Source organism: Streptomyces spiramyceticus (assembly GCF_028807635.1).
GTDB classification, from domain to species: domain Bacteria; phylum Actinomycetota; class Actinomycetes; order Streptomycetales; family Streptomycetaceae; genus Streptomyces; species Streptomyces spiramyceticus.
Genome location: NZ_JARBAX010000001.1, coordinates 4096979 through 4119775 on the forward strand (window position 1 = coordinate 4096979; position 22797 = coordinate 4119775).

General features: G+C 67.3%; 23 protein-coding genes and 1 pseudogene. 14 read left to right on the plus strand and 10 right to left on the minus strand.

Annotation, left to right across the window (positions count from 1 at the left end; all coding sequences use genetic code 11):
* Positions 1 to 152: 152 nt before the first annotated feature.
* From PXH83_RS18820 to PXH83_RS18845, 6 genes are all read left to right on the plus strand, one after another.
* On the plus strand, positions 153 to 677 hold the full coding sequence (locus PXH83_RS18820) for a GNAT family N-acetyltransferase (RefSeq protein WP_274561541.1): 525 nt from the start codon (positions 153 to 155) through the stop codon (positions 675 to 677).
* Between the two features lie 148 nt (positions 678 to 825).
* Entirely contained in the window at positions 826 to 1269 is a 444-nt protein-coding gene (locus PXH83_RS18825; RefSeq protein ID WP_274561542.1) for a hypothetical protein, read from the plus strand.
* A gap of 161 nt (positions 1270 to 1430) precedes the next feature.
* A complete protein-coding gene (locus tag PXH83_RS18830; protein WP_274562897.1) occupies positions 1431 to 2057 on the plus strand; it encodes an RNA polymerase sigma factor in 627 nt (208 codons plus the stop codon).
* Positions 2054 to 2908: a hypothetical protein gene (locus PXH83_RS18835; protein WP_274561543.1), complete on the plus strand. Its 855-nt coding sequence runs from the start codon at positions 2054 to 2056 to the stop codon at positions 2906 to 2908. Before PXH83_RS18830 ends, PXH83_RS18835 begins: the two co-directional genes overlap by 4 nt.
* Positions 2909 to 3324: 416 nt before the next feature.
* Entirely contained in the window at positions 3325 to 4086 is a 762-nt protein-coding gene (locus tag PXH83_RS18840) for an RNA polymerase sigma factor (protein WP_274561544.1), read from the plus strand.
* A complete protein-coding gene (locus PXH83_RS18845) occupies positions 4086 to 5192 on the plus strand; it encodes a hypothetical protein (protein WP_274561545.1) in 1107 nt (368 codons plus the stop codon). The genes PXH83_RS18840 and PXH83_RS18845 overlap by 1 nt, the downstream gene beginning before the upstream one ends.
* 210 nt (positions 5193 to 5402) lie before the next feature.
* Here the strand turns inward: PXH83_RS18845 and PXH83_RS18850 are convergent, their stop codons facing one another.
* Positions 5403 to 6260 carry a L,D-transpeptidase family protein gene (locus PXH83_RS18850; RefSeq protein WP_274561546.1) on the minus strand — a complete coding sequence of 286 codons (858 nt, stop codon included), beginning with the start codon at positions 6258 to 6260 and terminating at the stop codon, positions 5403 to 5405.
* A gap of 199 nt (positions 6261 to 6459) precedes the next feature.
* Between PXH83_RS18850 and PXH83_RS18855 the strand changes: the two genes are divergently transcribed.
* The 3 genes from PXH83_RS18855 to leuE all read left to right on the plus strand — a co-directional run bounded on the left by PXH83_RS18855 (position 6460) and on the right by leuE (position 9441).
* On the plus strand, positions 6460 to 8040 hold the full coding sequence (locus PXH83_RS18855; RefSeq protein WP_274561547.1) for an acyl-CoA mutase large subunit family protein: 1581 nt from the start codon (positions 6460 to 6462) through the stop codon (positions 8038 to 8040).
* A gap of 84 nt (positions 8041 to 8124) precedes the next feature.
* On the plus strand, positions 8125 to 8709 hold the full coding sequence (locus PXH83_RS18860; RefSeq protein ID WP_274561548.1) for a Uma2 family endonuclease: 585 nt from the start codon (positions 8125 to 8127) through the stop codon (positions 8707 to 8709).
* Between the two features lie 72 nt (positions 8710 to 8781).
* Positions 8782 to 9441 (plus strand): leucine efflux protein LeuE, encoded by a 660-nt coding sequence (gene leuE / locus PXH83_RS18865; RefSeq protein WP_274561549.1) that lies wholly within the window; start codon positions 8782 to 8784, stop codon positions 9439 to 9441.
* Here the strand turns inward: leuE and PXH83_RS18870 are convergent.
* The 3 genes from PXH83_RS18870 to hemC (PXH83_RS18880) form a co-directional block, all read right to left on the minus strand.
* Entirely contained in the window at positions 9424 to 9849 is a 426-nt protein-coding gene (locus tag PXH83_RS18870) for a nuclear transport factor 2 family protein (RefSeq protein WP_274561550.1), read from the minus strand. The two genes, leuE and PXH83_RS18870, sit on opposite strands and share 18 nt — an antisense overlap.
* A gap of 30 nt (positions 9850 to 9879) precedes the next feature.
* The gene (locus PXH83_RS18875; RefSeq protein WP_274561551.1) at positions 9880 to 11328 is read right to left on the minus strand and encodes an aldehyde dehydrogenase; all 1449 of its coding nucleotides are present in this window, start codon (positions 11326 to 11328) and stop codon (positions 9880 to 9882) included.
* A 180-nt stretch (positions 11329 to 11508) separates the two neighbouring features.
* Positions 11509 to 12414, minus strand: coding sequence for a hydroxymethylbilane synthase (gene hemC, locus PXH83_RS18880; RefSeq protein ID WP_274561552.1), 906 nt, complete (start codon positions 12412 to 12414; stop codon positions 11509 to 11511).
* Between the two features lie 101 nt (positions 12415 to 12515).
* Between hemC (PXH83_RS18880) and hemC (PXH83_RS18885) the strand changes: the two genes are divergently transcribed.
* Positions 12516 to 13451 (plus strand): hydroxymethylbilane synthase, encoded by a 936-nt coding sequence (gene hemC, locus PXH83_RS18885; protein WP_274561553.1) that lies wholly within the window; start codon positions 12516 to 12518, stop codon positions 13449 to 13451.
* Here the strand turns inward: hemC (PXH83_RS18885) and PXH83_RS18890 are convergent.
* Together PXH83_RS18890 and PXH83_RS18895 are read right to left on the minus strand one after the other, a co-directional pair.
* Positions 13438 to 14367 (minus strand): hypothetical protein, encoded by a 930-nt coding sequence (locus PXH83_RS18890; RefSeq protein ID WP_274561554.1) that lies wholly within the window; start codon positions 14365 to 14367, stop codon positions 13438 to 13440. The two genes, hemC (PXH83_RS18885) and PXH83_RS18890, sit on opposite strands and share 14 nt — an antisense overlap.
* Before the next feature lie 72 nt (positions 14368 to 14439).
* The gene (locus PXH83_RS18895) at positions 14440 to 14634 is read right to left on the minus strand and encodes a hypothetical protein (protein WP_274562899.1); all 195 of its coding nucleotides are present in this window, start codon (positions 14632 to 14634) and stop codon (positions 14440 to 14442) included.
* Between the two features lie 297 nt (positions 14635 to 14931).
* On the opposite strand from PXH83_RS18895, the gene PXH83_RS18900 reads away from it, so the two are divergent.
* Entirely contained in the window at positions 14932 to 16185 is a 1254-nt protein-coding gene (locus PXH83_RS18900) for a helix-turn-helix transcriptional regulator (protein ID WP_274561555.1), read from the plus strand.
* A gap of 3 nt (positions 16186 to 16188) precedes the next feature.
* On the opposite strand, the gene cutA is transcribed toward PXH83_RS18900, so the two are convergent.
* Positions 16189 to 16515, minus strand: a complete 327-nt coding sequence (gene cutA / locus PXH83_RS18905; RefSeq protein WP_274561556.1) for a divalent-cation tolerance protein CutA — start codon at positions 16513 to 16515, stop codon at positions 16189 to 16191.
* 149 nt (positions 16516 to 16664) lie between these two features.
* Here cutA and PXH83_RS32505 point away from each other — a divergent pair.
* A pseudogene (locus tag PXH83_RS32505) lies at positions 16665 to 16924 on the plus strand (transposase); the annotation flags it as partial.
* 12 nt (positions 16925 to 16936) lie between these two features.
* Here the strand turns inward: PXH83_RS32505 and PXH83_RS18915 are convergent.
* Entirely contained in the window at positions 16937 to 17455 is a 519-nt protein-coding gene (locus PXH83_RS18915; protein ID WP_274561557.1) for a hypothetical protein, read from the minus strand.
* Between the two features lie 275 nt (positions 17456 to 17730).
* On the opposite strand from PXH83_RS18915, the gene PXH83_RS18920 reads away from it, so the two are divergent.
* Positions 17731 to 20397 (plus strand): CHAT domain-containing protein, encoded by a 2667-nt coding sequence (locus PXH83_RS18920; RefSeq protein ID WP_274561558.1) that lies wholly within the window; start codon positions 17731 to 17733, stop codon positions 20395 to 20397.
* Positions 20398 to 21020: 623 nt separating this feature from the next.
* Here the strand turns inward: PXH83_RS18920 and PXH83_RS18930 are convergent.
* Positions 21021 to 21224: a DUF397 domain-containing protein gene (locus PXH83_RS18930; protein ID WP_274561559.1), complete on the minus strand. Its 204-nt coding sequence runs from the start codon at positions 21222 to 21224 to the stop codon at positions 21021 to 21023.
* Between the two features lie 4 nt (positions 21225 to 21228).
* On the minus strand, positions 21229 to 22080 hold the full coding sequence (locus PXH83_RS18935; RefSeq protein ID WP_274561560.1) for a Scr1 family TA system antitoxin-like transcriptional regulator: 852 nt from the start codon (positions 22078 to 22080) through the stop codon (positions 21229 to 21231).
* A 219-nt stretch (positions 22081 to 22299) separates the two neighbouring features.
* Here PXH83_RS18935 and PXH83_RS18940 point away from each other — a divergent pair, with 219 nt between their 5' ends.
* Positions 22300 to 22734, plus strand: a complete 435-nt coding sequence (locus PXH83_RS18940) for an ATP-binding protein (RefSeq protein ID WP_274561561.1) — start codon at positions 22300 to 22302, stop codon at positions 22732 to 22734.
* Positions 22735 to 22797: the final 63 nt, after the last annotated feature.

Sequence of the window (22797 nt, forward strand, 5' to 3'; positions counted from 1 at the left end):
CGTGGTCACCTTGTCGGCGATCACTTGGATAGCAGTCATGGCCTGTCGCATCGCGTAACGCGAGCGTGTTCCGTCCGTATGCAGCGGGAGTAATCGATTCGCCGTTCACGTGCGGGTGACTGGTTTGCGGCGTCATGAGTAACAGTGGCGCCATGAACAGCATCAGGCCCGAGGCCATCGCCACCCCCCGGCTGGATCTCCTGCCGCTGAGCGTCGCGCACGCCGAGGAGATGGCCGTCGTACTGGCCGATCCCGTCCTGCACACCTTCATCGGCGGTGCTCCCGCAGAACCCGACGCGTTGCGGGCGCGCTACGCCGGTATGGTCGCGGGCTCGCCCGATCCCGCCGTTTCCTGGTGCAACTGGGTCGTCCGCCTCCGTGGCGAAGCGGTTCTTGTGGGGACCGTTCAGGCCACCGTGACGCCCTCCGGCGATGGAACCGTCGCCGAGATCGCCTGGGTGGTGGGGACCCCCTGGCAGGGGAGAGGTATCGCGTCCGAAGCCGCCTCGGGGCTCGTCGCGTGGCTTCGGGAGCAGGCGGTGGAGACCGTCATCGCTCATGTTCACCCGGATCACCGGGTGTCCGCCGCCGTTGCCGCTGCCGCAGGGCTCGCGCCCACCGAACAACTGCATGAGGGCGAGGCCAGGTGGCAGTGGACGAGCTGTGCAGACGCCTGAGTTGCCTCAAAGGTTGTACTGCAGTGGAAGATTTAGCTGGATCCAGGGCGTGAGAACTGCCACATGCCCATCCGTGTGATGTTCCTGAAGCCCCCGGCGCTTGATCAGTGAAGGCGTGGATCGGCTGCGCCGAAAGGGCGTGGGGAACATGGCTGAGCGCGTGCGGGAGTTGGAGCTCCCTGTGGCCGGTGCGTCCGGCATGCGTGCGTACGTCGCCGAATTCGTCGCGTACCTGACGGAGCGGAACCGGCTGCCCCTCGACTACTCGGTGGCCAGCCTCCGGCTCGTCGACCTCGTCGTCGACGGCCTGCGGCGCAACGGGCCCGGGCGTGAGGAGATCGACGCGGTGCTGCAGGGGCTCGGGGCGTACACCGGGGAGGTCGTCGTCCGGAGAGCCGGGGGCCGTTGGGTGGATTTCGGGGCCGAGCAGCAGGAGCTGTTCCGGCAGCCGGTCGGGGTGCGGATGCCCGACGGGCGGGTCTGGAATCCGCTGGGGAAGGTCGTCAACCGGTTCGAGGCCGGGTCGGAGGAGTCGGTGCAGCGGTTCTATCTGCTGCTTCACGGGCGTGCCCGTAAAGCCGTCTGTCACTAGGGCACTTGGCTGGAAAGTGGCCTCCGGATGTGGGCCTGAGTCGGGTCTGGCGGCGAAGCTGTGACGTTTCTGTGTCCCCCGGCGCAGAGCTATGGGGGGCCATGGCCACCCAGGGGGCATGGGCACGGTGACCAGTGCCGCGTCGGCACGAAGAGGGACGTGTGGTCAGGGGCGGGGAGCGGCGTCGTACACAGGTGTACGACGTGGAACTTGGCGTTGCCGTCGAGCGGGCTCAACAGGGGGACGAGGACGGGTTCGCAGCGGCGTACCGGCTCGTGCATCCCGGGCTGCTCGGATACGTACGGGGGCTGGTGGGGGAGGACGCCGAGGACGTCGCGTCCGAGGCGTGGCTGGAGATTGCCCGGGATCTGGGACGGTTCCGTGGCGACGGGGCGGGATTCCGCGGCTGGACGGCGACGATCGCCCGCCACCGCGCGCTCGATCATTTGCGCAAGCAGAAGCGAAGACCCCGTACGTCTCTGATCGAGCAGGACGTACTTGACCTGCCCGGCCGGCAGGACACCGCGCTCGACGCCCTCGAATCGCTCTCGACCGAACATGCGCTGGCGATGATCGCCACCCTGCCGCGCGAGCAGGCGGAGGCGGTGCTGCTGCGCGTCGTCGTCGGGCTGGACGGGCCGGCGACGGCACGGGTGCTGGGCAAGCGCAGCGGATCCGTGCGTACGTCGGCGTATCGCGGACTCAAGCGGCTGGCCGAGCAGTTGGCCTCGCGCGGGGCGGGCGCTGTGACGTCTGTGGCGCCGCGCACGCTGAAGGATGAGACATGAGTCGGGAAAGCGAACACGAAGCAGTAGACGCGGTGGCAGGGGCAACGGCGGACGGGCGGGTCCCGGCGGAAGTCGAGGCGTTGCTGGCCGCCGTACGACGCCCTGGTGCGGCCGATGCCCAGGTCCTGGAGGCGACCCTCGCCGCCTTCCGCGAGGCGCGCGACACGGGTGCGCATGTGCCCCCGGGGCGTTGGTGGCGGATGCGCAGGCGCGACGACTGGCGGCCGGCACGGCGGCGCGGCGCACTTCCGGTGCGGGCGGCGTTCGCGTCGCTCGCCGCGACGGTGACGCTGGGCGGCGTGGCGCTGGCCGCCCAGACCGGGGCGATCCCGGCGCCGTTCGGCATCGGAGACGGTGGCTCGGGTGGCGGCGGGGCGGGGGACCGGCCGGGTACCAGTGCGCCGGCGACGCCGGGAGTGGCACGGGGGAGTGCGGAGGGCGCGACGGAGGGGCCGGCGTCCCGCAGCCCTTCGGCTGCCGTGACGCCGTCGGGGTCGGCGCGTCCTGCCCAGGCCCGGGAGGACGAGGCGCGCTGCGTGGCGTACTTGGCGGGGGAGGGGCGCGGTGCCGGTGGGGGTGCGGGCCCTGGCGCGGGGCGCGGTACCGACACGGGTACTGCCTTTGAGCGCCTCGAAGCGGGCGCTGCGGACGCCGGGGTGACGGTTCAGGCGTACTGCGAGGGGCTGTTGGGGGAGGCGACGAAGCGCCCTGCGGCGAACGCGTCCAAGTCCGCGCCCGCGCCCGCCGAGGCGCCGAAGCCGCCGGGGCCGGCAGGGAGCGGTGAGAACTCGAAGCCCGGGGGCAAGAGCGGGAGCGGAGCGGGGAGCCAGGGCGGCAGCCGCGGTCAGTGAGTGGGGATTCTCCACCCGCCCCTTTTCCGGCTGCGACGTTTCCGGCTGCCGCCGTGTGGGGCTCCGCCCCAGGCCCGGTCTCCTCAAACGCCGGACGGCTTGAGGCAACACTTGAGACAAGACTTGAGACAACAAGCCCGTCCCGGGGTGCAAAGGGACCGCCGCCAGTCCGGAAGGACGACCGGGGCCGCCACCCCCCACAGGAGAGGCCCCGGTCGCCGTCCGTACGGACCGTGCGGCGGCCCGTACTTCTCTCAGCGCCGCGGGTGCGTTTTCTGTCACACCGCTCTGTGTCAGCATGCAGTTGCGCGTTGTACAAGACATGGACGCGACCCCGTCGGACGTCGTAGCGTGCTGACTCGCGCTGGGCTGCGCGGCAGTGGTGACCAGCTGCGACTTTGGAACAGGTTGAGGGAGTGCTGGGGGACGACGCGGAGCTGACCGCCGCGGTGCTCGCGGCACAGGACGGAGACGAGAACGCCTTCCGGACTGTGTACCGCGCCGTGCACCCGCGGCTGTTGGGCTACATACGAACGCTGGTCGGTGACCCGGAGGCCGAGGACGTCGCCTCCGAGTCATGGCTCCAGATAGCCCGCGACCTCGAACGGTTCAGCGGTGACGCCGACCGTTTCAGGGGCTGGGCGGCGCGAATAGCGCGCAATCGCGCCCTCGATCACATCCGGATGCGGGGCAGGCGCCCCGCCATCGGCGGCGATGAGACGGAGCTCACAGGCAAGCCCGGCGACTCCGACACCGCGAGCGAGGCGATGGAAGCCCTCGCCACCGGTGACACGCTGGCCCTCATCGCCCAGCTCCCGCAGGACCAGGCCGAGGCCGTCGTCCTGCGCGTCGTGGTCGGACTCGACGCGAAGAGCGCCGCGCAGACACTGGGCAAGCGCCCCGGGGCCGTACGGACGGCCGCGCACCGAGGCTTGAAGCGGCTGGCCGAGCTCCTCAGCGCGGCGGAAGCAGCAGCCGAAGCCGAAGCCGAAGCCGAAGCGGAAGCCGACGCAGCGGGCCACCGCGGCGGCAATGCCCACGGCAGCGGCCACGCCGGCGGGTCCGTCGGTGACCGGCCGGAACTCGACGCCGTACCTCCACAGCGCGGCCCACGACAGGGCAGGGTGACGTCCGCCGGTGTGACGCAATCGTGCGTGCGGACGCAGAAGGACATGTGATGGCCGACGAGCGTTATGAATGGCTCGACAAGAACACGGCGGAGCGGCTGCTCCGCGGAGAACCTGTCGGGCCTGTCGGCGACCACGCGCGCGCCCAGGCCGACCGCCTCTCCGCCGCCCTGGACGGCATCGCCCGCGCCGGCAGCCCCGAGGCGGGTGAACTCCCCGGCGAGGCGGCCGCGCTGGCAGCGTTCCGCAAGGCCAGAGCCGCATCCCCGGAAGCGTTGCCCGGCATACGCATCGGCTCCTCCGCCGCCTCCGTACGCCCCAGGCGCAGGGGCGGCGCTCCCGTCCGCTGGGGGCGTCCCGTACGCATCGGCCTGGCCGGTGCGCTCGCCGGTGTGGCCCTCGGCGGCGTAGCGGTGGCGGCCGGTACGGGCGTACTGCCGAGCCCCTTCGGGCGCAGCTCCGACCCCACGCCCGCCTCCTCCGTATCGGCAGCCGCGACACCGGATCCGCTCCTTTCCGGGTCACCCACCGGCGAACCCGGCAGCCCCGGAGAGAGCACGCCGGGCACCGGCACCCCGAGCGGGCCCGGCGAGACGCCGGACGACGGCTACCCGGGCAGCGGCGACGGTACGGACCAGTCCGCACCGGGGACGGACGGCGGCACGTCCACCACCGACCCGGGCTCCGGCGAGGGCGTCACAAGCGACCCCGCGGCGGGTATCGACGGCGGCGCCGGATCCGGCGACCTCTACCGCAGGACCGTCCAGGCCTGCCAGGACTACCGCAGTGGCAACATCGCCGCCGACCGCAAGCGTCGCCTCGAAGCGGCGGCCAAGGGCTCCGAAGGCGTGGACCGCTTCTGCGACCGCGTGCTGGACGGCGCGGACGGGCGGGACGCCGACGGCGAGAGCGACAACGGCGACAGCGGCAGTGGCGACGGCGCAAACGGCGACGGCAGCGGCCAGGGCGGTGACGGCAGCGGCGGCGAAGACGGCGACAGCGGCAGTGGCGATGGCGACGGCGGCAGGAGCGGCGGCGCCCAAGGTGCCCCCGGCGCCGAGGGAAGCCGCGCCCTCCCGCCGATCTCCTACACCCTCCCGCCGTCCCCGACGGTCGCCCCCTCCACCACCACGGCGCCCACGCCGCAACCGGGCTGACCTGCGCCTTTCTAATTCTTTCCGTACTTCGCCCGCGCCGGTGTGACGTTTTTCGAGCCGGTGACGCAGTAATGAGTGAGCCGACTGGTCATCGGCAGCGCGACGAGCCGGGGTTCCCCCCGTACCTTCGGCTCCGCGCACTAGGCGCGGGCGGGACACGTTCCCCCGGTCCCGCCCGCGCCACATCTTCTCTTCGGACCGTCACCGGCGTCACCAGTAAATAACCACCTTGTCGCCGTTGCGCACCTGCGCGAACAGGCCGGCGATCTTCCCCTCGTCCCTGACATTCACACAGCCGTGCGAGGCGCCGCTGTAGCCGCGGGCCGCGAAGTCCGACGAGTAGTGGACGGCCTGCCCGCCGCTGAAGAACAGGGCGTACGGCATGGGGGTGTCGTACAGCGTCGAGACATGGTGCCGGGACTTCCAGCACACGTTGAACGTCCCCTCACGCGTGGGCGTGTACTGCGACCCGAACCGCACGTCCATCGCCGTGACGACCTTCCCGTCGACCATCCACGAGAGCGTGCGGCTCGTCTTGCTGATGCACAGGACCCGGCCCGTCATGCAGCGCGGATCCGGTGTGGCGACCGGGTTGGCGGTCGACGGGTACAGCTCGGCGCGCGTCGGCTTCTTCGTCATCCCCAGGAGCCTGTCCCAGGTGACGGTGTCCGTCGTGCCTGTACGGTCCAGGCCGCGCTTGCCCTGGAAGGACGAGACGGCGGCGGCGGTGACCGAGCCGTAGTGGCCGGTGGGGGTGCGGTTGAAGTGGCCGATCTGGCGGAGCCTGGCCTGAAGCTCGCGCACCTGGGCGCCCTCGGCGCCGCGTGCGAACAGCGTCTTGGGCTCGGGCGTGGGCGTAGCTTCGGGCTTCGGTTTCGACTCCGCTTTCGGCTTCGTCGGCGAGGGGGCAGGCGTCGCGTCGTGCGCCGGTGCCAGCAACGGCGGCTTCGTACGCGCGGCGCCCGCCCCGGCCCCAGTCGCCTGCGCCGTGCATCCCGCCGTAACAGCGAGCACAGCGGCCGTGGCGACCGCTCTGCCTGTGGGTACGTTCCGCTTCTTCTGGCGCATTTCAGCCCCCGGTCTTCCGTCTGTCCCTTAGGACTGTTTTCCGCTCTGCCCGGTTGCGTAAGCCACCGCATGATGGGAAGAGCGACGTTGTGAGCAAGGTCCCAGCCTGCGACTCTCCACCGGCCGCACGCCCGCCGCTACAGTCCGTCGCGAGGGTCGGTTAATTACCAGCCAGTACGTTCAGCGGGAGGCACAGCAGATGGCGCGCGAGTCGGAGTCGGGACTGCCTATTGAGCCGGTGTACGGGCCGGACGCCCTGGAGGGCTGGGACCCTGCGGAGAAGCTGGGCGAGCCGGGCTCCTACCCCTTCACGCGCGGCGTATACCCGTCGATGTACACCGGGCGTCCGTGGACGATGCGCCAGTACGCGGGCTTCGGCACCGCGACCGAGTCCAACGCCCGCTACAAGCAGTTGATCGCCAACGGCACGATGGGCCTGTCCGTCGCCTTCGACCTGCCGACCCAGATGGGCCACGACAGCGATGCGGCGATCGCGAGCGGCGAGGTCGGCAAGGTCGGCGTTGCCGTCGACTCGATCGACGACATGCGGGTCCTGTTCGGCGGCATCCCGCTGGACAAGGTCTCGACGTCGATGACGATCAACGCGCCGGCCGCGCTCCTCCTCCTGATGTACCAGCTGGTGGGCGAGGAGCAGGGCGTACCGGCCGACAAGCTGACCGGCACGATCCAAAACGATGTCCTCAAGGAGTACATCGCACGCGGGACGTACATCTTCCCGCCCAAGCCGTCCCTGCGCCTGATCGCGGACATCTTCAAGTACTGCAAGGCCGAGATCCCGAAGTGGAACACGATCTCGATCTCCGGCTACCACATGGCGGAGGCCGGTGCTTCGCCCGCGCAGGAGATCGCGTTCACGCTGGCCGACGGCATCGAGTACGTCCGTACGGCCGTCGCCGCGGGCATGGACGTCGACGACTTCGCGCCGCGCCTCTCCTTCTTCTTCGTGTCCCGTACGACGATCCTCGAAGAGGTCGCCAAGTTCCGTGCCGCGCGCCGTATCTGGGCGAAGGTCATGCGCGACGAGTTCGGCGCGAAGAACCCCAAGTCGCTGATGCTGCGCTTCCACACGCAGACGGCGGGCGTGCAGCTCACCGCGCAGCAGCCCGAGGTCAACCTGGTGCGCGTCGCCGTACAGGGCCTGGCGGCGGTCCTCGGCGGCACGCAGTCCCTGCACACCAACTCCTTCGACGAGGCGATCGCGCTCCCCACCGACAAGAGCGCCCGCCTCGCCCTGCGCACCCAGCAGGTCCTCGCGTACGAGACGGACGTCACGGCCACCGTCGACCCCTTCGCCGGGTCGTACGTCGTCGAGAAGATGACGGACGAGGTCGAGGCCGCCGCCGTCGAACTGATGACGAAGGTCGAGGACATGGGCGGCGCGGTCAATGCGATCGAGCGCGGCTTCCAGAAGAACGAGATCGAGCGCAGCGCGTACCGCATCGCCCTGGAAACGGACAGCGGCGAGCGCGTCGTCGTCGGCGTGAACCGCTTCCAGCTGGAAACGGAGGAGCCGTACGAGCCCCTCCGCGTCGACCCGGCGATCGAGGCCCAGCAGGCGGAACGTCTCGCGAAGCTCCGCGCCGAGCGCGACCAGGCTGCGGTGGACGCGGCCCTGGTGGAGCTGAAGAAGGCGGCGGAGGGCACGGACAACGTGCTGTACCCGATGAAGGACGCGCTGCGGGCGCGGGCGACGGTCGGCGAGGTGTGCAACGCGCTGCGGGAGGTCTGGGGGACGTATGTCCCTACGGACGCGTTCTGAGGGATGCCGCGAACGAGTGATCCCGTGCGGATTGTCGGTGGCGGCGGATACGCTCGTGAAGAGTGCTCTCGAAAGGAGGTTGCCGTGGCCGTAATACTGCATGAGATGACGACCGCTGAGGCTGCCGACCGTCTCTCCAGCCAGCTGCCCGGGCACCGCGTGGAGATTCTCAAGGGGAGCATTATTGTGACGCCACCGCCCGATGGTCCCCATCAGGAGTCGTTGGGCGAACTGAGCTACGAGTTTCGGCGCTCAGGCGGCAGGGAGACTGGGCTGAAGGAGATCCAGGGGATCGGGCTGTGGCTGCCAAGCGGTCCGGACGACTATGCGATCCCGGACCTGTCCATCGTCGACGCGGACTACAAGGACGCGCTGGTCGAGAAGAACTGCTACGCGCCCCACGTCTTCCACCTAGTACTGGAAGTGACGTCTTCCAACTGGGGAAATGACCTGGCAACCAAGGTCGAGACCTATGCCGAGTCACGGATTCCGGTGTACGTCGTCGTGGACCGCAAGCATGATCAGGTCCTCGTGCACACCGACCCCGAAGGTGACAAGTACGGCACGGTCGTGCCGTACAAGCGTGGAACCAGCGTCCCCCTGCCTGCCTCCCTGGGCGTCGATGTGGCCTTCTCCGTGGACCTGCTCCTCGACGGCGGCGAGGACTGACAGCCGCCCGCCTGCTGCCTGGCATGTGAAACGCATGGGCGGAATGTCGTACCTACGTGCGACACTCCGCCCATGCTGGGTGTAACCGATCTGCCGACCTACCTCGTCGGGCTCGTCCTGATCATTCTTCTGCCGGGTCCGAACTCCCTCTACGTCCTGTCCGTCGCCGCGCGACGCGGCATACGTACGGGCTACACCGCCGCCGCAGGCGTCTGGAGCGGGGACGCCGTCCTGATGGTGCTGTCCGCGGCCGGTGTCGCCTCGCTGCTGCAGGCGAACGCGCTGCTGTTCGGGATCGTGAAGTACGCGGGCGCGGGCTATCTGACCTGGCTGGCGATCGGGATGGTGCGGGCGGCCTGGTCGATGTGGCGCACCCGCGACGAGGCCACACCGGACGCGGCCTCCGAGTCCGCCTCCGCTGCGGCTGCCGCAGAGCGCCCGTACCGCCGTGCCTTCCTGATCAGCCTGCTCAACCCGAAGGCGATCCTCTTCTTCATCTCCTTCTTCGTGCAGTTCGTCGACCCGGGGTACGCCCACCCCGCGCTCTCCTTCCTGCTGCTGGGCACCCTCGCGCAGCTCGCCAGCGTGCTGTACCTCTCGGCCCTGATCTTCGGCGGCACCCGCCTGGCCGCCACTTTCCGCCGCCGCAAGCGCCTGTCGGCGGGCGCGACGTCGGCGGCGGGAGCGCTGTTCCTGGGCTTTGCGGCGAAGCTGTCATTCAGCAGCGTCTGACGCGCTCCCGGCCGTGGTGTCGGCGAACGAGTGGTGTTCGTGTGCGACCACCCACCGGCCCTGCTCCTTGCGCAGCCCGACCGTGAGCCGCAGGCGGCTTTCCGGATGCTCGGCGAGCTCCTTCGGAGTGCCGCACCGCAGCAGCGCCTGCGCATAGGCGACGTCACTGCCGGCGGTCACGTCCAGGGACAGGATCTCGAACGCGGCGCCCTGTGCCTGCCACTCGAAGAAGGGCGGCCACGTCTCCCGGTAGGCGTCGATGCCGCGCACGCCCTCGTGGGGCGGCGGCACGTCGTACATCACGATGTCGTCGGTGTGGTCCGCGAGGACACCGTCGATATCGCCACGGTGTACCGCTTCGGCCCACTGCTCGATCAGCGTCCGGATCTGTCCCTCGTCATCGGGCATTGCTTGTTCCTTCCGATGCCACCGTCCCTGTCAACTACCAGGGAGATTGATCGTCTTGTACTCCAGGAACGAGCTGAGGCCCTCGGGGCCGAACTCGCGGCCGATCCCGGATTCCTTATATCCGCCGAAGGGGGCGGCGAACTCGATCCGATACCCGTTCAGCGTCAAGGTTCCGGTGCGCACTTGGCGGGCGATGCGCATGGCCCGGTCCGGGTCGTTGGTCCAGACGCTTCCCGACAGGCCGTACTTCGAGTCGTTCGCGATACGGACCGCGTCGTTGTCGTCGTCGAACGGGATCACGACGAGCACGGGGCCAAAGATCTCCTCCTGCGCGATGCGCATGGAGTTGTCGACGTTGGCGAAGATCGTCGGTTCGACATACCAGCCCTTTGTCTGGCTCGCGGGCCGACCGCCGCCGACCGTGATCGTCGCGCCGTCCTTGCGTCCGTCGGCGATGTAGTCCTCGACCCGCCGCCGCTGGCGCTCGGCCACCAGGGGGCCGACCTCGGTCGAGGGGTCGTCCGGATCGCCGACCCGCAGCCCAGCAGCTGCTTGCGACACCGCATCGACGACCTGCCGGTAGCGGCTGCGATGAGCGAGGATCCGGGTCTGTGCCAGGCAGTGCTGGCCGGACATCATGATCGCGTACGGCATGAGGGCGGGCACGACGCTGTCGATGTCGGCGTCCTCGAGGATGATGGCGGGCGACTTCCCGCCGCATTCGAGGGTGACGCGCTTGAACTGCTCGCCGCACAGCGCGCCGACCCGCCGGCCTACGGCGGAGCTGCCTGTGAAACTGATCTTGTCGACCAGCGGGTGCCGCACGAGCGCCTCACTGTTGTCCCGGTCGGCGGGCACGATGTTGAGGACACCGGGCGGCAGACCGGCCTCCATGGCAGCGTCGGCGAGCAGATACGCGTCCAGCGGGGTCTCCGGCGCGGGCTTCAGCACGACGGTGCAGCCGGCGATCAGCGCGGGGGCAAGATTGACCATCGTGAGGATGAGCGGCGCGTTCCACGGCACGATCTGCCCCACGATGCCCACAGGCTCCCGAAGGATCCGCGCGGGACCGCTGAGGCCTGCTCGATCCTGCTCGAAGGTGAACGTCGCGGCAAGTTGCCGGTAGTAGTCCAGAACCATCACGGGAAGCGGTGCCTGGAGTTGGTTTGAGAAGGTGATCGGAGAGCCCATCTCCGTGGTGATGAGCTGTGCGATCTCGGGGACACGTGTGCGCAGGTACTCGCTGAACGGCCCCAGCGCGTCCGCCCGCTCCTGTGGAGACATGCGGGGCCAGGGACCATCGTCGAAGGCGGCGCGCGCCGCGCGTACTGCTCGGTCGATATCGGCAGGCGTCGATGAGGGAGCGGTACCGACCCGCTCCTCCGTGACCGGAGAGATGACCTCGATCAGGTCTTCCGAGGACGGCGTGACCATGTCCCCGCCAATGAACAGCCGGTCCTGAACCATGCGGCTGGTCATGGCCGCTCCTTTCGTCGTGTCAAGACGGCCCCACGTGGATGGCCGTCGGGCGCGAAGCAGCCAAGCCGTCACCGCGTGATGTCGCCCTCAGCCGACCACGTCCGGGCCTCGGCCGCGCGCGGGCCTGCACCAGACGGAGGACCGATGCCGACATGCGGCTGCGCTCCAGAAGCGTCCTCCTTAAGCTGCCTTGGCCCCCAGTTCACGGGCGCCGTGGTGCACAAGTCGCTGGCAAACGACCATGGCAGTCTGAACGGCGTCGTTGCCGGTGTGCCGCACGTCGATCAACACGCTCCCGTCACGCGAGAACGCCACCGCCCGCACTGTGACCTGCCCGTCGTTCGAGATCGTGGCGTAGCCGGCCAGCGGGGCGTTGCAGAAACCGTCCATCTCCCGCAGCACGGTCCGCTCAGCGGTGGCCTGGATCTCTGCGGCAGGATCGCTGAGGCTGGCCGCGACGGCCAGGGGGGCCTCGTCGCCTTCCCGGCACTGGAGGACGACGGACGCAGCACCAAGGGGCGGGCAGAGCAGGTGTGGCGAGATCCGCTGGCTGATGCGGTGCGACAGGCCGAGCCGGTCCAGGCCCGATGTTGCCAGGATCAGGCCGTCGACCTCTTCGGCGTCGAGAGCGGCAAGCCGCTGGTCGGCAGGCCCGCGCATCGGGGTGATCTCCAGGTCGGGCCGCAGCATCCGAAGGTGCGCCGTGCGGCGGATGGAGGCGGTGCCGATCCGGCTGCCCCCGGGGAGGGCGTCGAGGGTCATCTGCGGATCGCGGTGTATGAGGGCGTCGCGGATGTCGCCGCGGCTGCGGAATCCTCCCAGGATCAGGCCGGGTGTGTCGTGGGTGGGGGTGTCCTTCAGGCAGTGCACGGCGATGTCGATGTCGCCGGTCAGCAGTGCCTTCTCGATCTCGTCGGTGAACACGCCGTCGGACTCGAGGGCTGACCGAGTGGTTCCCTCGCGGTCACCACCTGCGTCGTAGAAGGGGACGAGAACGGTTTCGGTGGGGGCCAGGGCAGTCAGCAGCGGGGCAGTCTGGGTCAGGGACATCAGCGAGGCGCGGGCGCCAATACGAAGGCGGGACACCGGACCGTCCTTTCTTGGTGACAATCTGTCGGAAAGTGCACGCTTATGGTGCAAGTAGGATTGCGTGTCAACGCGCCCTCAAATGCGAGGAGTTGACTGGGATGAGCGACGTGGTACGGATCGGTTCCAGAGCGAGCAAACTGGCGAGGGCGCAGGTCACGGAGTGGCTCGGCCCCATCGCCGAGCGACTCCCCGATGTCCGGTTCAAGCGCGAGATCATCCTCGAAGGCGGCGACCAAGACCGCGTCACGCCCACCCTCGCCGAAGTGGCGAAGACCGCTGGCGGTTCGGCGTTCTCCACCAACCAGGAGGAGGCCCTGGTCGCTGGGAGAGTCGATGTGATCGTGCACTCCCTCAAAGACCTCCCGACCACTGTTCACGAAGGCACCTCGCTGCTGACCACCCCGGGACCGCGTGAAGACGTCCGGGACGTGCTGTGCGGCGCGACCCTGAACGACCTGCCCCAGGGCGCCCGCGTGGGCACCGGAGCACCCCGTCGAGTCGCCCAGCTCCTTGCGCTTCGCCCGGACCTGGAGGTCATTCCGATCCGGGGCAACGTGCCGGGCCGCCTGGCACGCGTGAAGGGCCGGGACCATCTCCACGCGGTCGTTCTCGCGGCAGCGGGCCTCAACCGGCTCGGCCTGATGCCCGAGATCCACCAGGTCCTCGACCCGGTCGCCTTCCCACCGTCGCCCGGCCAGGGCGCGCTCGGCATCCAAGTCCGCACCGATTCCCCGGCCGCCCAGCTCCTCGCCGGAACCGGTGACCCGCAGGTGGATTGGTGCGTGCGGGCCGAGCGCTCTCTGCTGGCCGAACTGCATGGAGGCTGCTCCGTCCCTGTGGGGGCGTGGGGAAGGGTCGGGCCGGACGGTCTGCTGCACCTCTCGGCGGTCGTCACGTCCCTGGACGGGATGACGCAGGTCACCGCAGCCGGTGCCGGGCCGGCCGACGACCCGGAAAAGCTCGGTTGCTCGGTCGCCGCCGAACTTCTTGCGCAAGGGGCCGCAGGCATCCTGGCCGAGATCAGGAAGCCCTGAGCGCGCGGGCGATCTCCAGGGCGCCGTACGTGATGATCCGGTCGGCGCCGGCCCGCTTGAGGACCGTGTACGCCTCGACCAGGCCCCGCATGTCCCGGCTGCCGTCCGAGGCGAGATCGGTCAGCCGCAGGTACTCGCCCGACACGGAGAACGGCATCACCGGGACCGGGATCTTGTCCTTGAGGTGCATGAGGGTGTCCACGGTGTGCAGCGCCGGTTCGGTGAGGATCATGTCCGCGCCCTCGTCGACCATCTCCCGGGCGGTGTGTACGGCCTGCTCGGGCTGCCTGGGACTGATCTGGAAGGCCCGCGTTCCCGAGCGGGGGGCCGCGCTCATCGTGGCCCGGTAGCCCTCGTAGAGGGACGACTCGAAGATCAGGTGCGGCATGATCGCGACATCCTTGTTGCCGCCCGTGTCCAGGGCCTCGCGGACCGCCCGGACCGAGCCGGGGATCATCGCCGCCGGGCTCACGATGTCCGCACCGGCTTCGGCCTGCATCACCGCCTGCGCAGCCATGACCTCGGCGGTCTCGTCCAGGTCGGCCATGCCGCGTGTGTCCGCGAGCCAGCACTCACCGGAGTCGTTGTGCGAGCACACGCATGTCTCCGTCATCACCGCGATCCCGGGCCGGGCCTTCTTCACTGCCCGGATGGCCCGAGCCATCAGGCCGGTCGGGGACACCCCCTGAGAGGCGCGGGTGTCACGCACACGGGAACCGGCGAAGATCTTTACGGATCGCACGCCGAGGTCGTCCATGGCCGCGACGGCGTCCGGAACCTCGCGCACGGTGAACGTCGGCATAGGACGCTGGGCGCTGTCGTCGTCCTCGCGCATCAGGAACACCATCGTCAGGTCGGCGGGCGTCAGGCTCGGGCCGCCGAGGAAGTTCCGAACGGCTAAGCGATGGGTGGGCACAGGTTCCTCCTGGAAGGTCAAGAACGTCGGAAGCAGAAGACCGGGCGCAGACTGAAGGGAATTTCCAGACGATCAGCGGACGATCTGGAGGTTGTCGGCGGCCGTGGTCCACTCGACCCCGGACTCGGGACGGATGTATGCGACGCGCACGACGCGGCCCCTGGTCGCCTCGTGGACCACAGCGGTCAACTCTCCTTCGCCGCACGAGGCGATGTCCCGCACCTGCTTGTGCAGCCACGGGTGTTGCTCGTGGCCGAATGAGTCCATCGGATTCACGTCCGCTCCTCATCGGTGCCCGGCGCGTGGCGAGGGAGGGGCGTGGTCATGGCGCTCTCCTCGGTCGAGGGGTGCAGCGGGCCGCAGGAACGACGGGAGACGGACCAGGCGGCCCGCTGCTTCGGGGGAGCTGCCCGGAGGGTCCTTCAGCCTCCGAGCGGCGTGGAGTAATGAAACCGCTGGGTACAACTCTTGGGAGTGGGATACCTGTTGGCTGTTTCCGGTGTTGGCTTGTGGTGTTGGCTTCTACGTCAACGAATTCGGTGAAGAGTCCAGGGGGGCCGGACTATGCGAGAGCACACCATCGGGCCGCTACTGCGGGAGTTGCGGCAGCTCGCGGGGAGATCCCAGCAGGAGCAGGCCGACGAGCTGAACGTGATCACGGGCCGGAGCACCGACCGGCACCAGGTCTCGGACTGGGAACGCGGAGTAATCCCCGGTCCGTACTGGCAACAGCACATGGCGGCGTCGTTCGGCGTCCCGGTGGAGTTGCTGCGGAAGGCATGCACGGCGGCCCGGCAGGAGCGCCGGTTAATGAAGCTGTCCCTCTCGGGGGACGTTACGGAGGACCCGGTGAAGCGGAGGTCAGTTCTCGGAGCTATCGCGGTGGCGGCCGGCGCGGCGTCGGAGCCGTGGGGGCGTCTCGCATTCGCCCTCGGCGGAGGGAGCGTTGACGCTACGACCGTGCGGCAGCTCACCGCGGCCACGGCGTCGCTCTACACCGACGAGGAGCACACCCCGGCTCGTGTCCTCGCCGCACGCATCACAGCTCACCTGGACGCCGTCACGGCCTTGATCCCGCACGCGGGCCGGCACCGAGCCGACCTGGTTGTCACGGCCGGGGAGACGGCCGCGCTGGCGGGTTGGGCGGCCTGGGACCGGGGAGACACCGATGTGGCCGGTCACTACTACCGCACGGTCCGCGACGCTGCCCATGAAGTCGGGCATCCTGCTGTCGAAGCCCTTGCCCTGGCCTACGCCTCCTACGGAGCCGCGCCCGCCAAAGCTTCCGCCATGCTCGTGGCGGCCCAGGAGAAGGTCACCGGTCCCGGGTATGCCACCGCATACGCCTGGACGGCCGCGAGGGAGGCGGAGGAGCGAGCGAAACTCGGCGCCGAGGCCGAGGCGGTGAGGGCGTTGGACCGGGCACGTACCGCCTACCAGTACGCGCGGCCGGAGGCAGAGCAGGCATGGGTCGCTTTCTGCCGCCCCTCCAGGCTCGACTCGATGGCCGTCTCGACGTACACCAAGCTGGGCCACCGCGAGGCCGTCGCACAGGCTCACGCGTCCCTTCGTCATCTCGACAGCGGGAACCCGAAAATCAACGTGGCCGTTCTGACCGACGCCGCGATGGCGTTTCTCGGGACCAGCGACGATGAACGCGGTTTCGACGCCGCACGTCGGGCGCTGGAGACCACGGACGTCTGCGGGTACGCGGGGGTGACAATGGTCAACGCCCGGTTGCGGGACGTGGCGGGTGCGCTGCCGGACAGCGCGGCGGCGCGGAGCCTGCGAGAGGACATCCGCGCCGCGCTGGCCTGAGCGTCAGTCCTGGACGGTCTCGGCTTTCACCCACTCCAGGTAGGCCGTGCTGCCGGTCACCACGGGGACGCCGACGACTTCCGGGGTGTCGTAGTCGTGCTTGTCGTTGATGAACTTCGTGAGACGGTCGGCCAGATCGGCGCGGGTCTTGAAGTCGATCCGCCACTCGCTCTCGCTCTGCACATCTCCGTCCCACCAGTACACGGAGCTGATCGGGTACACCTGGGCGCAGGCGGCCAGGCGCTCGCGGACCACAGCGGCGGCCATGGCACGGGCCTTGTCCTCGGCATCATGGGTCGTGGTGACCACGATGAAGTCACGGTTCGTCATGTCCCGCAGCGTAGGCCGTTCGTGGGACGTGACGAAGGCCCCGCTGGCGATGTTGCGGACATGGAGGCCGATACGGCTGCCCCTTCCTGGCGAACGTGTCGGTGGTGGTCACGCCGTCTTTCCTCCGGTCAAGTGGAGGGCGGCCCACCCGCGCGATCCAAAAGGGGGACTCCGCACGGGGCCCGTCGCCGGTCGACCGGGGCCGAGCCGGCTCGAAACACCACCTGATCGCGAACGGTCACGGCACCGGACTGGCACCTGCCGGTGGGTGGTTGAGCGGACCTTCGCCTGGCTCCACGGCTTCAGGAGACTCCGCATCCGCTGGGAAAGACGAGCCGACATCCACGAAGCCTTACTCCGCCTTGCCTGCTGCCTCATCAGCTACAGAAAGATCATCTCATTGCATTAGGGATTGCAAGAATCAAATCGCCGAGGCAAGCAGCACAATAACTGCCGCAGCCAGCGTTAATACGGCCACGAGTTGCGTGCTGAGACCCGCTAGGAGAAGCCATGCCTTGCCGTTATTTCCCTTACGCAGTGTCAACACGGTATTGGTGCGGTACCACATTACGACGTTAAGCGCTGTTGGGGCATCGTGACCCCAGTGCTCGGTCCGCAGTTTTTCGAGCGACGCACCGTCGATAACGCTATAACTGACGCTCTTGCTTGCGAGGATTCCGAGGGCGGCGGCAATCACGAAAAGAACCAGCCCGCAACCTGACAGAACAACAACGGCTGGTGCGGGCGAGTATGCCGCATCGCGCCTGCCGGTAACTAGGGCAGCAACCCCGAATAGCAGTGTAACAAGCACACCCGAGGTAGTAATGACACTAAGGGCTCGCGAATCGATACTTGTGCGCCTACCATGCTCCCATTTGAGTTCGTCCTCAACAAACGCAGCGTAGACTACACCTTGCTCATTAACCGGCTTCTCCTCCATTTGCGCTGCCACTATCCTCCTCTCGAGCTTCCTCGAACCGCCGCGGCGGAACATCTCTAATACGTGAAGGTCAAGCCCAGCGCAGACGGGTCTACGACACCCTTCGGCAATTCTTGCTCCTCGTCACCGTCATTTTCCGGGGTGGATTCGCTGTTTCCGTTGCTCACTCGCCGCCTCCTTCGAGTTCAGTGTGACAATGCCGCCTCCGTTTATCCAAGACCGACTGGACATCGGCGCGTCGTGGACGCATGGTTGACGTGTCGGGAGGAGGAGGAATGTCTAGCCCGATCGAGAAGTTCGTCGCCGAGTTCGAGTCGCCCGCCGTCCCAACCGCCGCCTACTCGACCGCTTGGACAGCGATTGACCGCGCGCTCAGTCAACCTACCGAAGAGGAAGGACGACGAGTAATACTTAACGCGCTCGTTGACCAGGGCCCCTGGCTGCTTCGCATAGTCAACACGTGTGCGGCACAACAACCGGGTAATCTCCGGATGCAGGTAGCAGAACGCATGGTCAACGAGTTTGCGCTGGAGTTTATTGCCTCCGCTTCCACCGTCGGCCGGGCCGACGAAGGGGAGGCTCGCGCGGTGATCGGTGTTTGGCATGCACGGCGTGAACCGTCGTCCCCTGCGGTTCTATGCTACGCCGGGAACGCGATCGATAGTTTGCCACGAGGACACCCGTGGCGCGACGAAAATCTGGTCTCCCGTTATTTCGAAACGGCAGAAGGTCTCGCCCGCGAATCGGGAAGCAATGACCTGGCGCTTTGTCTGTTCAGTCAGATAACGCGTGACGAGCCGACAGAGGGTACTGATCAGCGAGCCTTGGAGCTCGTTTCTCTTATAGAGAACCTTGCACCTGGTCAGCGCAAGACGGCACTGCTCGGGATCGTGTCCCACGCCATAAAAAGGGACGAGACGCCGCAGCATGGCAGCCAACCTGCCGCGAGCGGCTCGTTGCTGGAGGCAGCGTCGATCGCTTTGGAAACACTGGTCCGTGACTATACCGAATCGGCCCACGACCTTGCTTTGACCGGGCGATCCGCGATCGCACTCGGCCTACCTGAGATAGCTGATAGCGCTTTTAAAGCGGCACTCTCCATCGCCGGTGAAGAACTTGATGCCCCCACCGCCGAGTTCCTTATAGACTATCTGAGACTACTCTGGGCTTCTGACCAGCACGAAGAAATTACCGAAGTCGGGACGCGCCTGATCGACATCCTGGAACACGCTTATCGCGAGGCCGTTGACCCGATTCAGACTGAGAGAATGAGCTACGCTTACTGGCATGCTGTTGCCTTCTCGGCCATGGCATTGATAAGGCAGGACAGTATGAGCTCGGCCCGCAGAGCAGTGGCCCTCATAGATAGATCTGCCGGAATCCGCTTCCGGCGCGATATAGATCTGCGCCTGTCTCACTTCGGCCCGCGAGCGCGAGAAATCGAACGGGCTCTCCGTATCACCGCGCGAGGCGGGAAGATTGCAACAGAGGATTGGCCAAGTGGCCCCTCCTTTGGCGGCAACTTGACGACGAGCATGAGCCCAGAAGTGCAGCTTCGCGAGAAATACCGCCGCCTCCTGATGGAAAGCGAGCAACGCGCTCAGCAAGCTGCTAATTCAAATCTCGTTCACGAAAGTCGAGTCATTACACTGTCCTTCCTTCAGGACTCTCTTGTAATGGGTGACTATGAAGACACTAGAGCCACCCAGCCCTCAAGGGTCCAGGTTTTGCAACGAGATGATCTTTTGCTCCCGTTCCGACACGGCTCGAGCTCATGGGTAGACCAATTTCGAGGCATACGCGCTCCTCAATCGCAGGCTGAACTCGAGAAATTCATCGACACGTTCGAACCTGTCGCGGCGGTTATTCGAAATTGGCTGAGTGGCTCTACGGGAGCACTGCACGTCGTTCTGGAGGCACATGGCGGGCTCGGTCTGGTGCCCTGGTGGGCGTGCTCTTCCCTGGTTGACGTGGATGTGCGGATGCGGCTTGCAAGAGATACTCCTGCTCGGCGCCAAGCTGACGGCCCGAAAGTTGCAGTAGTCGTCGGCGATCCGTGCGGCGACCTGGATGCCGCACGCCTTGAAGGAAGTTACGTCACCGCAAAGCTCAGACAGAATGGGTGGGCTGTCACGCATCTTACGGGGGCCGACGCATCTCGTCAGAGCGTACTAACCGCCGCAAAGGATGCACGGCTACTGCATTATGCAGGCCACGGACTCAGTCGGCCCTGGGACCCAGGCGCGAGCGGATTGCTTCTAGAGAGCGGCCTGACGCACGACCCGTTCCCTTCGGCATTCCAACGTATCGAGGAATGGGCCGAACTGCGAACCGACTTGGCAACATACATCCGATACGGAAGCGCCAATGGAATTCTTCTGATTGAGCGCTACCATGGCCAGCAACTGCTTGAACGCGTTTTGGAGACCGAAGAGCAGGTGCTTTTCGGCCACTACAACGAGGACGGTCAACTCGAAGGGATCGCCGATCTCCTCGCAGCCCGGGAGCTTGCGATGTCGGACGGCCTTGAGCATTGCGAGCTTGCCTTCCTCTCGGCGTGCAGCAGCGGAGTTCCGGCGATCTCGCGCCACCTACATGAACCGGGAGGCCTGTCGGCAGCCCTCTCGCTGGCGGGGGCGCGTACGGTGGTCGGCGCACTGTGGCCGGTGCGTGATCTGGACGCGCTGGTCTTTGCCCAATCGTTCTATGACGAGCTGCTTGGCTCCGAAGAAAAATCTGACGTGCAGCATCTCATCGGCAGAGTACGACGCAGCCTCCGTCATATGTCTGGCTCTGACGCGGCAAAGCGAATAATGACTCTCCTCCCGTATGCGAAGGACGCCGAGGAGTTCGCATGGCTGGGGAGGTATGCAGAGGGGATCAGCTCGGTGCACCGGCCGTTCGAAGCTCGGCTCTCTCACGCGGGATTCTATGCCGTTTGACCAAACACGCCGGTGGGGACGGCTGGCCGTGTCTGACGGGCGTGTTGTGCATTGTCCGGCTCGTGGGGGCGTCGCCACGGATTGTGTCGGACGGACTGTGGGAGCGATCGAGCCGCTGCTTCTAAAAAAGGAACGGCGGTTTCGGCATTCGGGTTGTAAACCGCTGCCGGACCAACAGTCCTGTTCGGGATCCTGAAGTGCTCCACACCGGGTCCAGTGGAGTACCTGCCCGGCGAGCTGGGCTTCGACTCGGGGACGACCTGCTGGCAACGGTTGCGGGACTGGAACGAGGCCAGCGTCTGGCAGCGGTTACATAAAGTGCTCCTGGCCGAGCTGAACGCGGCCGCCCGCCAGGTCAATCGACTCCAGCCAAGTCAGAGCCCTAAAAGGGGACTCCACACGGGGCCGTCGCCGGTCGACCGGGGCCGGGCCGACTCAAAATACCACCTGATCACGAACGGTCACGGGCACCTGACGGGGTGGTCGAGCGGACCTTCGCCTGGCTCCACGGCTTCAGGAGACTCCGCATCCGCTGGGAAAGACGAGCCGACATCCACGAAGCCTTCCTCCGCCTCGCCTGCCGCCTCAGCCCACAGACAGACCGCTCATTTTATTAGGCATTGTTAGCCGAGGAATTGGTCGAAGGCCCCGGCCTTGACGCTCCGGATAAAGGCTTCGAGCTTGGTGCGGCTGGTGGTGACCACTGTGCCCGGGGCGTCGCTCTCGCGCATCACGATGCTTCCTTCGTGCTGGGCGAGTTCGAGGCAGTTGCCCTCCGAGTCGGTCGAGAAGGAGGACTTACGCCATTGGATTTCCACTATGCCCATGCCTTCATACTCCTTGTGCCACCTCATGGATGAAGTCTCGTGAACGGTCCGGGGCGAGGGACCTCTCCTCCGTACGATCCAATACCGCCCGGTAGTTGGCGAGAGGCGTTTCAGCGTCGATGAATGCCGACCCGGCCGGGGTGTCCGTCTGGACGGTGTCGAGTTGCGGCACGGGACCCGATACGTAGAGCGTCGAGCTTCCGGCGTGGGGGAAGCCGCCGACGGAGAAGGGGATGACCCGGACCGTGACGTTGTCCCGCTCGGATTCCTTCAGCAGATGGTCCAGTTGGGCGCGTGTCACCTTGCGGCCTCCGAACTCCATGCGCAGCGCGGCCTCGTGGATCAAGAACGTACAGGTGGGCGACTGTGGCCGGTCGAGTACGTCGCGGCGCTTGAGGCGGTGCGAAAGCCTGCGGCGGAGGTCGACGGGGCTGAGGGGTGGAACCGCTTCCTCGAAGACGGAGCGTGCGTAATCCTCGGTCTGGAGCAGCCCCGGCATGTGCATCACCTGTACGGCGCGTAGGGCGCTGGCGTGGTGCTCCAGTTCGGCAAGGTCGAGGGCGCCGCTGGACAGGGTGCCGTGGTAATCCGCCCACCATCCCTTGCCCCGCTCTTCTGCCATGGCTGCGAGTGCGTCGACGTAATTTGCGTCGGGACAGCCGTAGTTGGTGGCCCACGCACGCACCCGCTCCCCGCTGACCCCGAACCGGGCGGATTCGGTGTTGCTGATGGTCGTCCGGTCGGTGCCGAGCAACTGGGCGGCGTCAGCGGCCGTCAGTCCTGCGTGTTCGCGCAGCTTGCGCAGCTCCGTTCCCAGGCGACGCTGCCGCGCAGTCGGGGCCTTCCTCGGTGGCATCTGCCCTCCCCTTCTGTCGAGTCTCAGTGTGGCCCCCTGTCCCGACAGGGGGCCACTAAAGGGTGAATGTGAGACCGAGAGGTATCACTAGTGATACGCGAACTCTATCGTTGCTCCGGTAACGCGCAGTGAGCCAGTAAACCCGCAGTGCAGTCGCCCGCCCGGGTGGCCCGGCCACGGTGGCGATGCGCAGCCATACACGCGTTGGGAGACGTACGTATGACCACTACCGCGACAGACAAGCCGCAGCGAGACGATCAGCACCGGACTCAGTCCTACCGATTGACCACGCCGAACACACTGTCCGCCCCAAAGGTGGCGCGCGAGATGCTTGCCGGGGTGCTCTTCGCCACCGGGCATCCCCGACTCGTCGACGCCGCCCGGATCTGCGTCTCCGACATCGTGTCCAACGTCGTCACGCACACCACCGTCCCGCTCATGCTGATCGACGTCACAGTGACGCACGACCGGGTCCTCGTCGGCGTACGGGACAACGATCCCGACGGGCGGCCGTGCCCGCGCACGGCGCATGCCGACGAGGAGGGTGGGCGTGGTCTGGCCCTCGTGCGGGAGCTGAGTGACAGCTTCGGCGTGACCTGGATCGGTGGCGCGGAGCCCACCGCCAAGCGAGTTTGGTTCGAACTGAGGGAGTAGGGCCCTGCCGTTATCCCGGCCGACCGGGGGAGTTCACCCACGAGTCGTGCTCGGTTCCTAGGG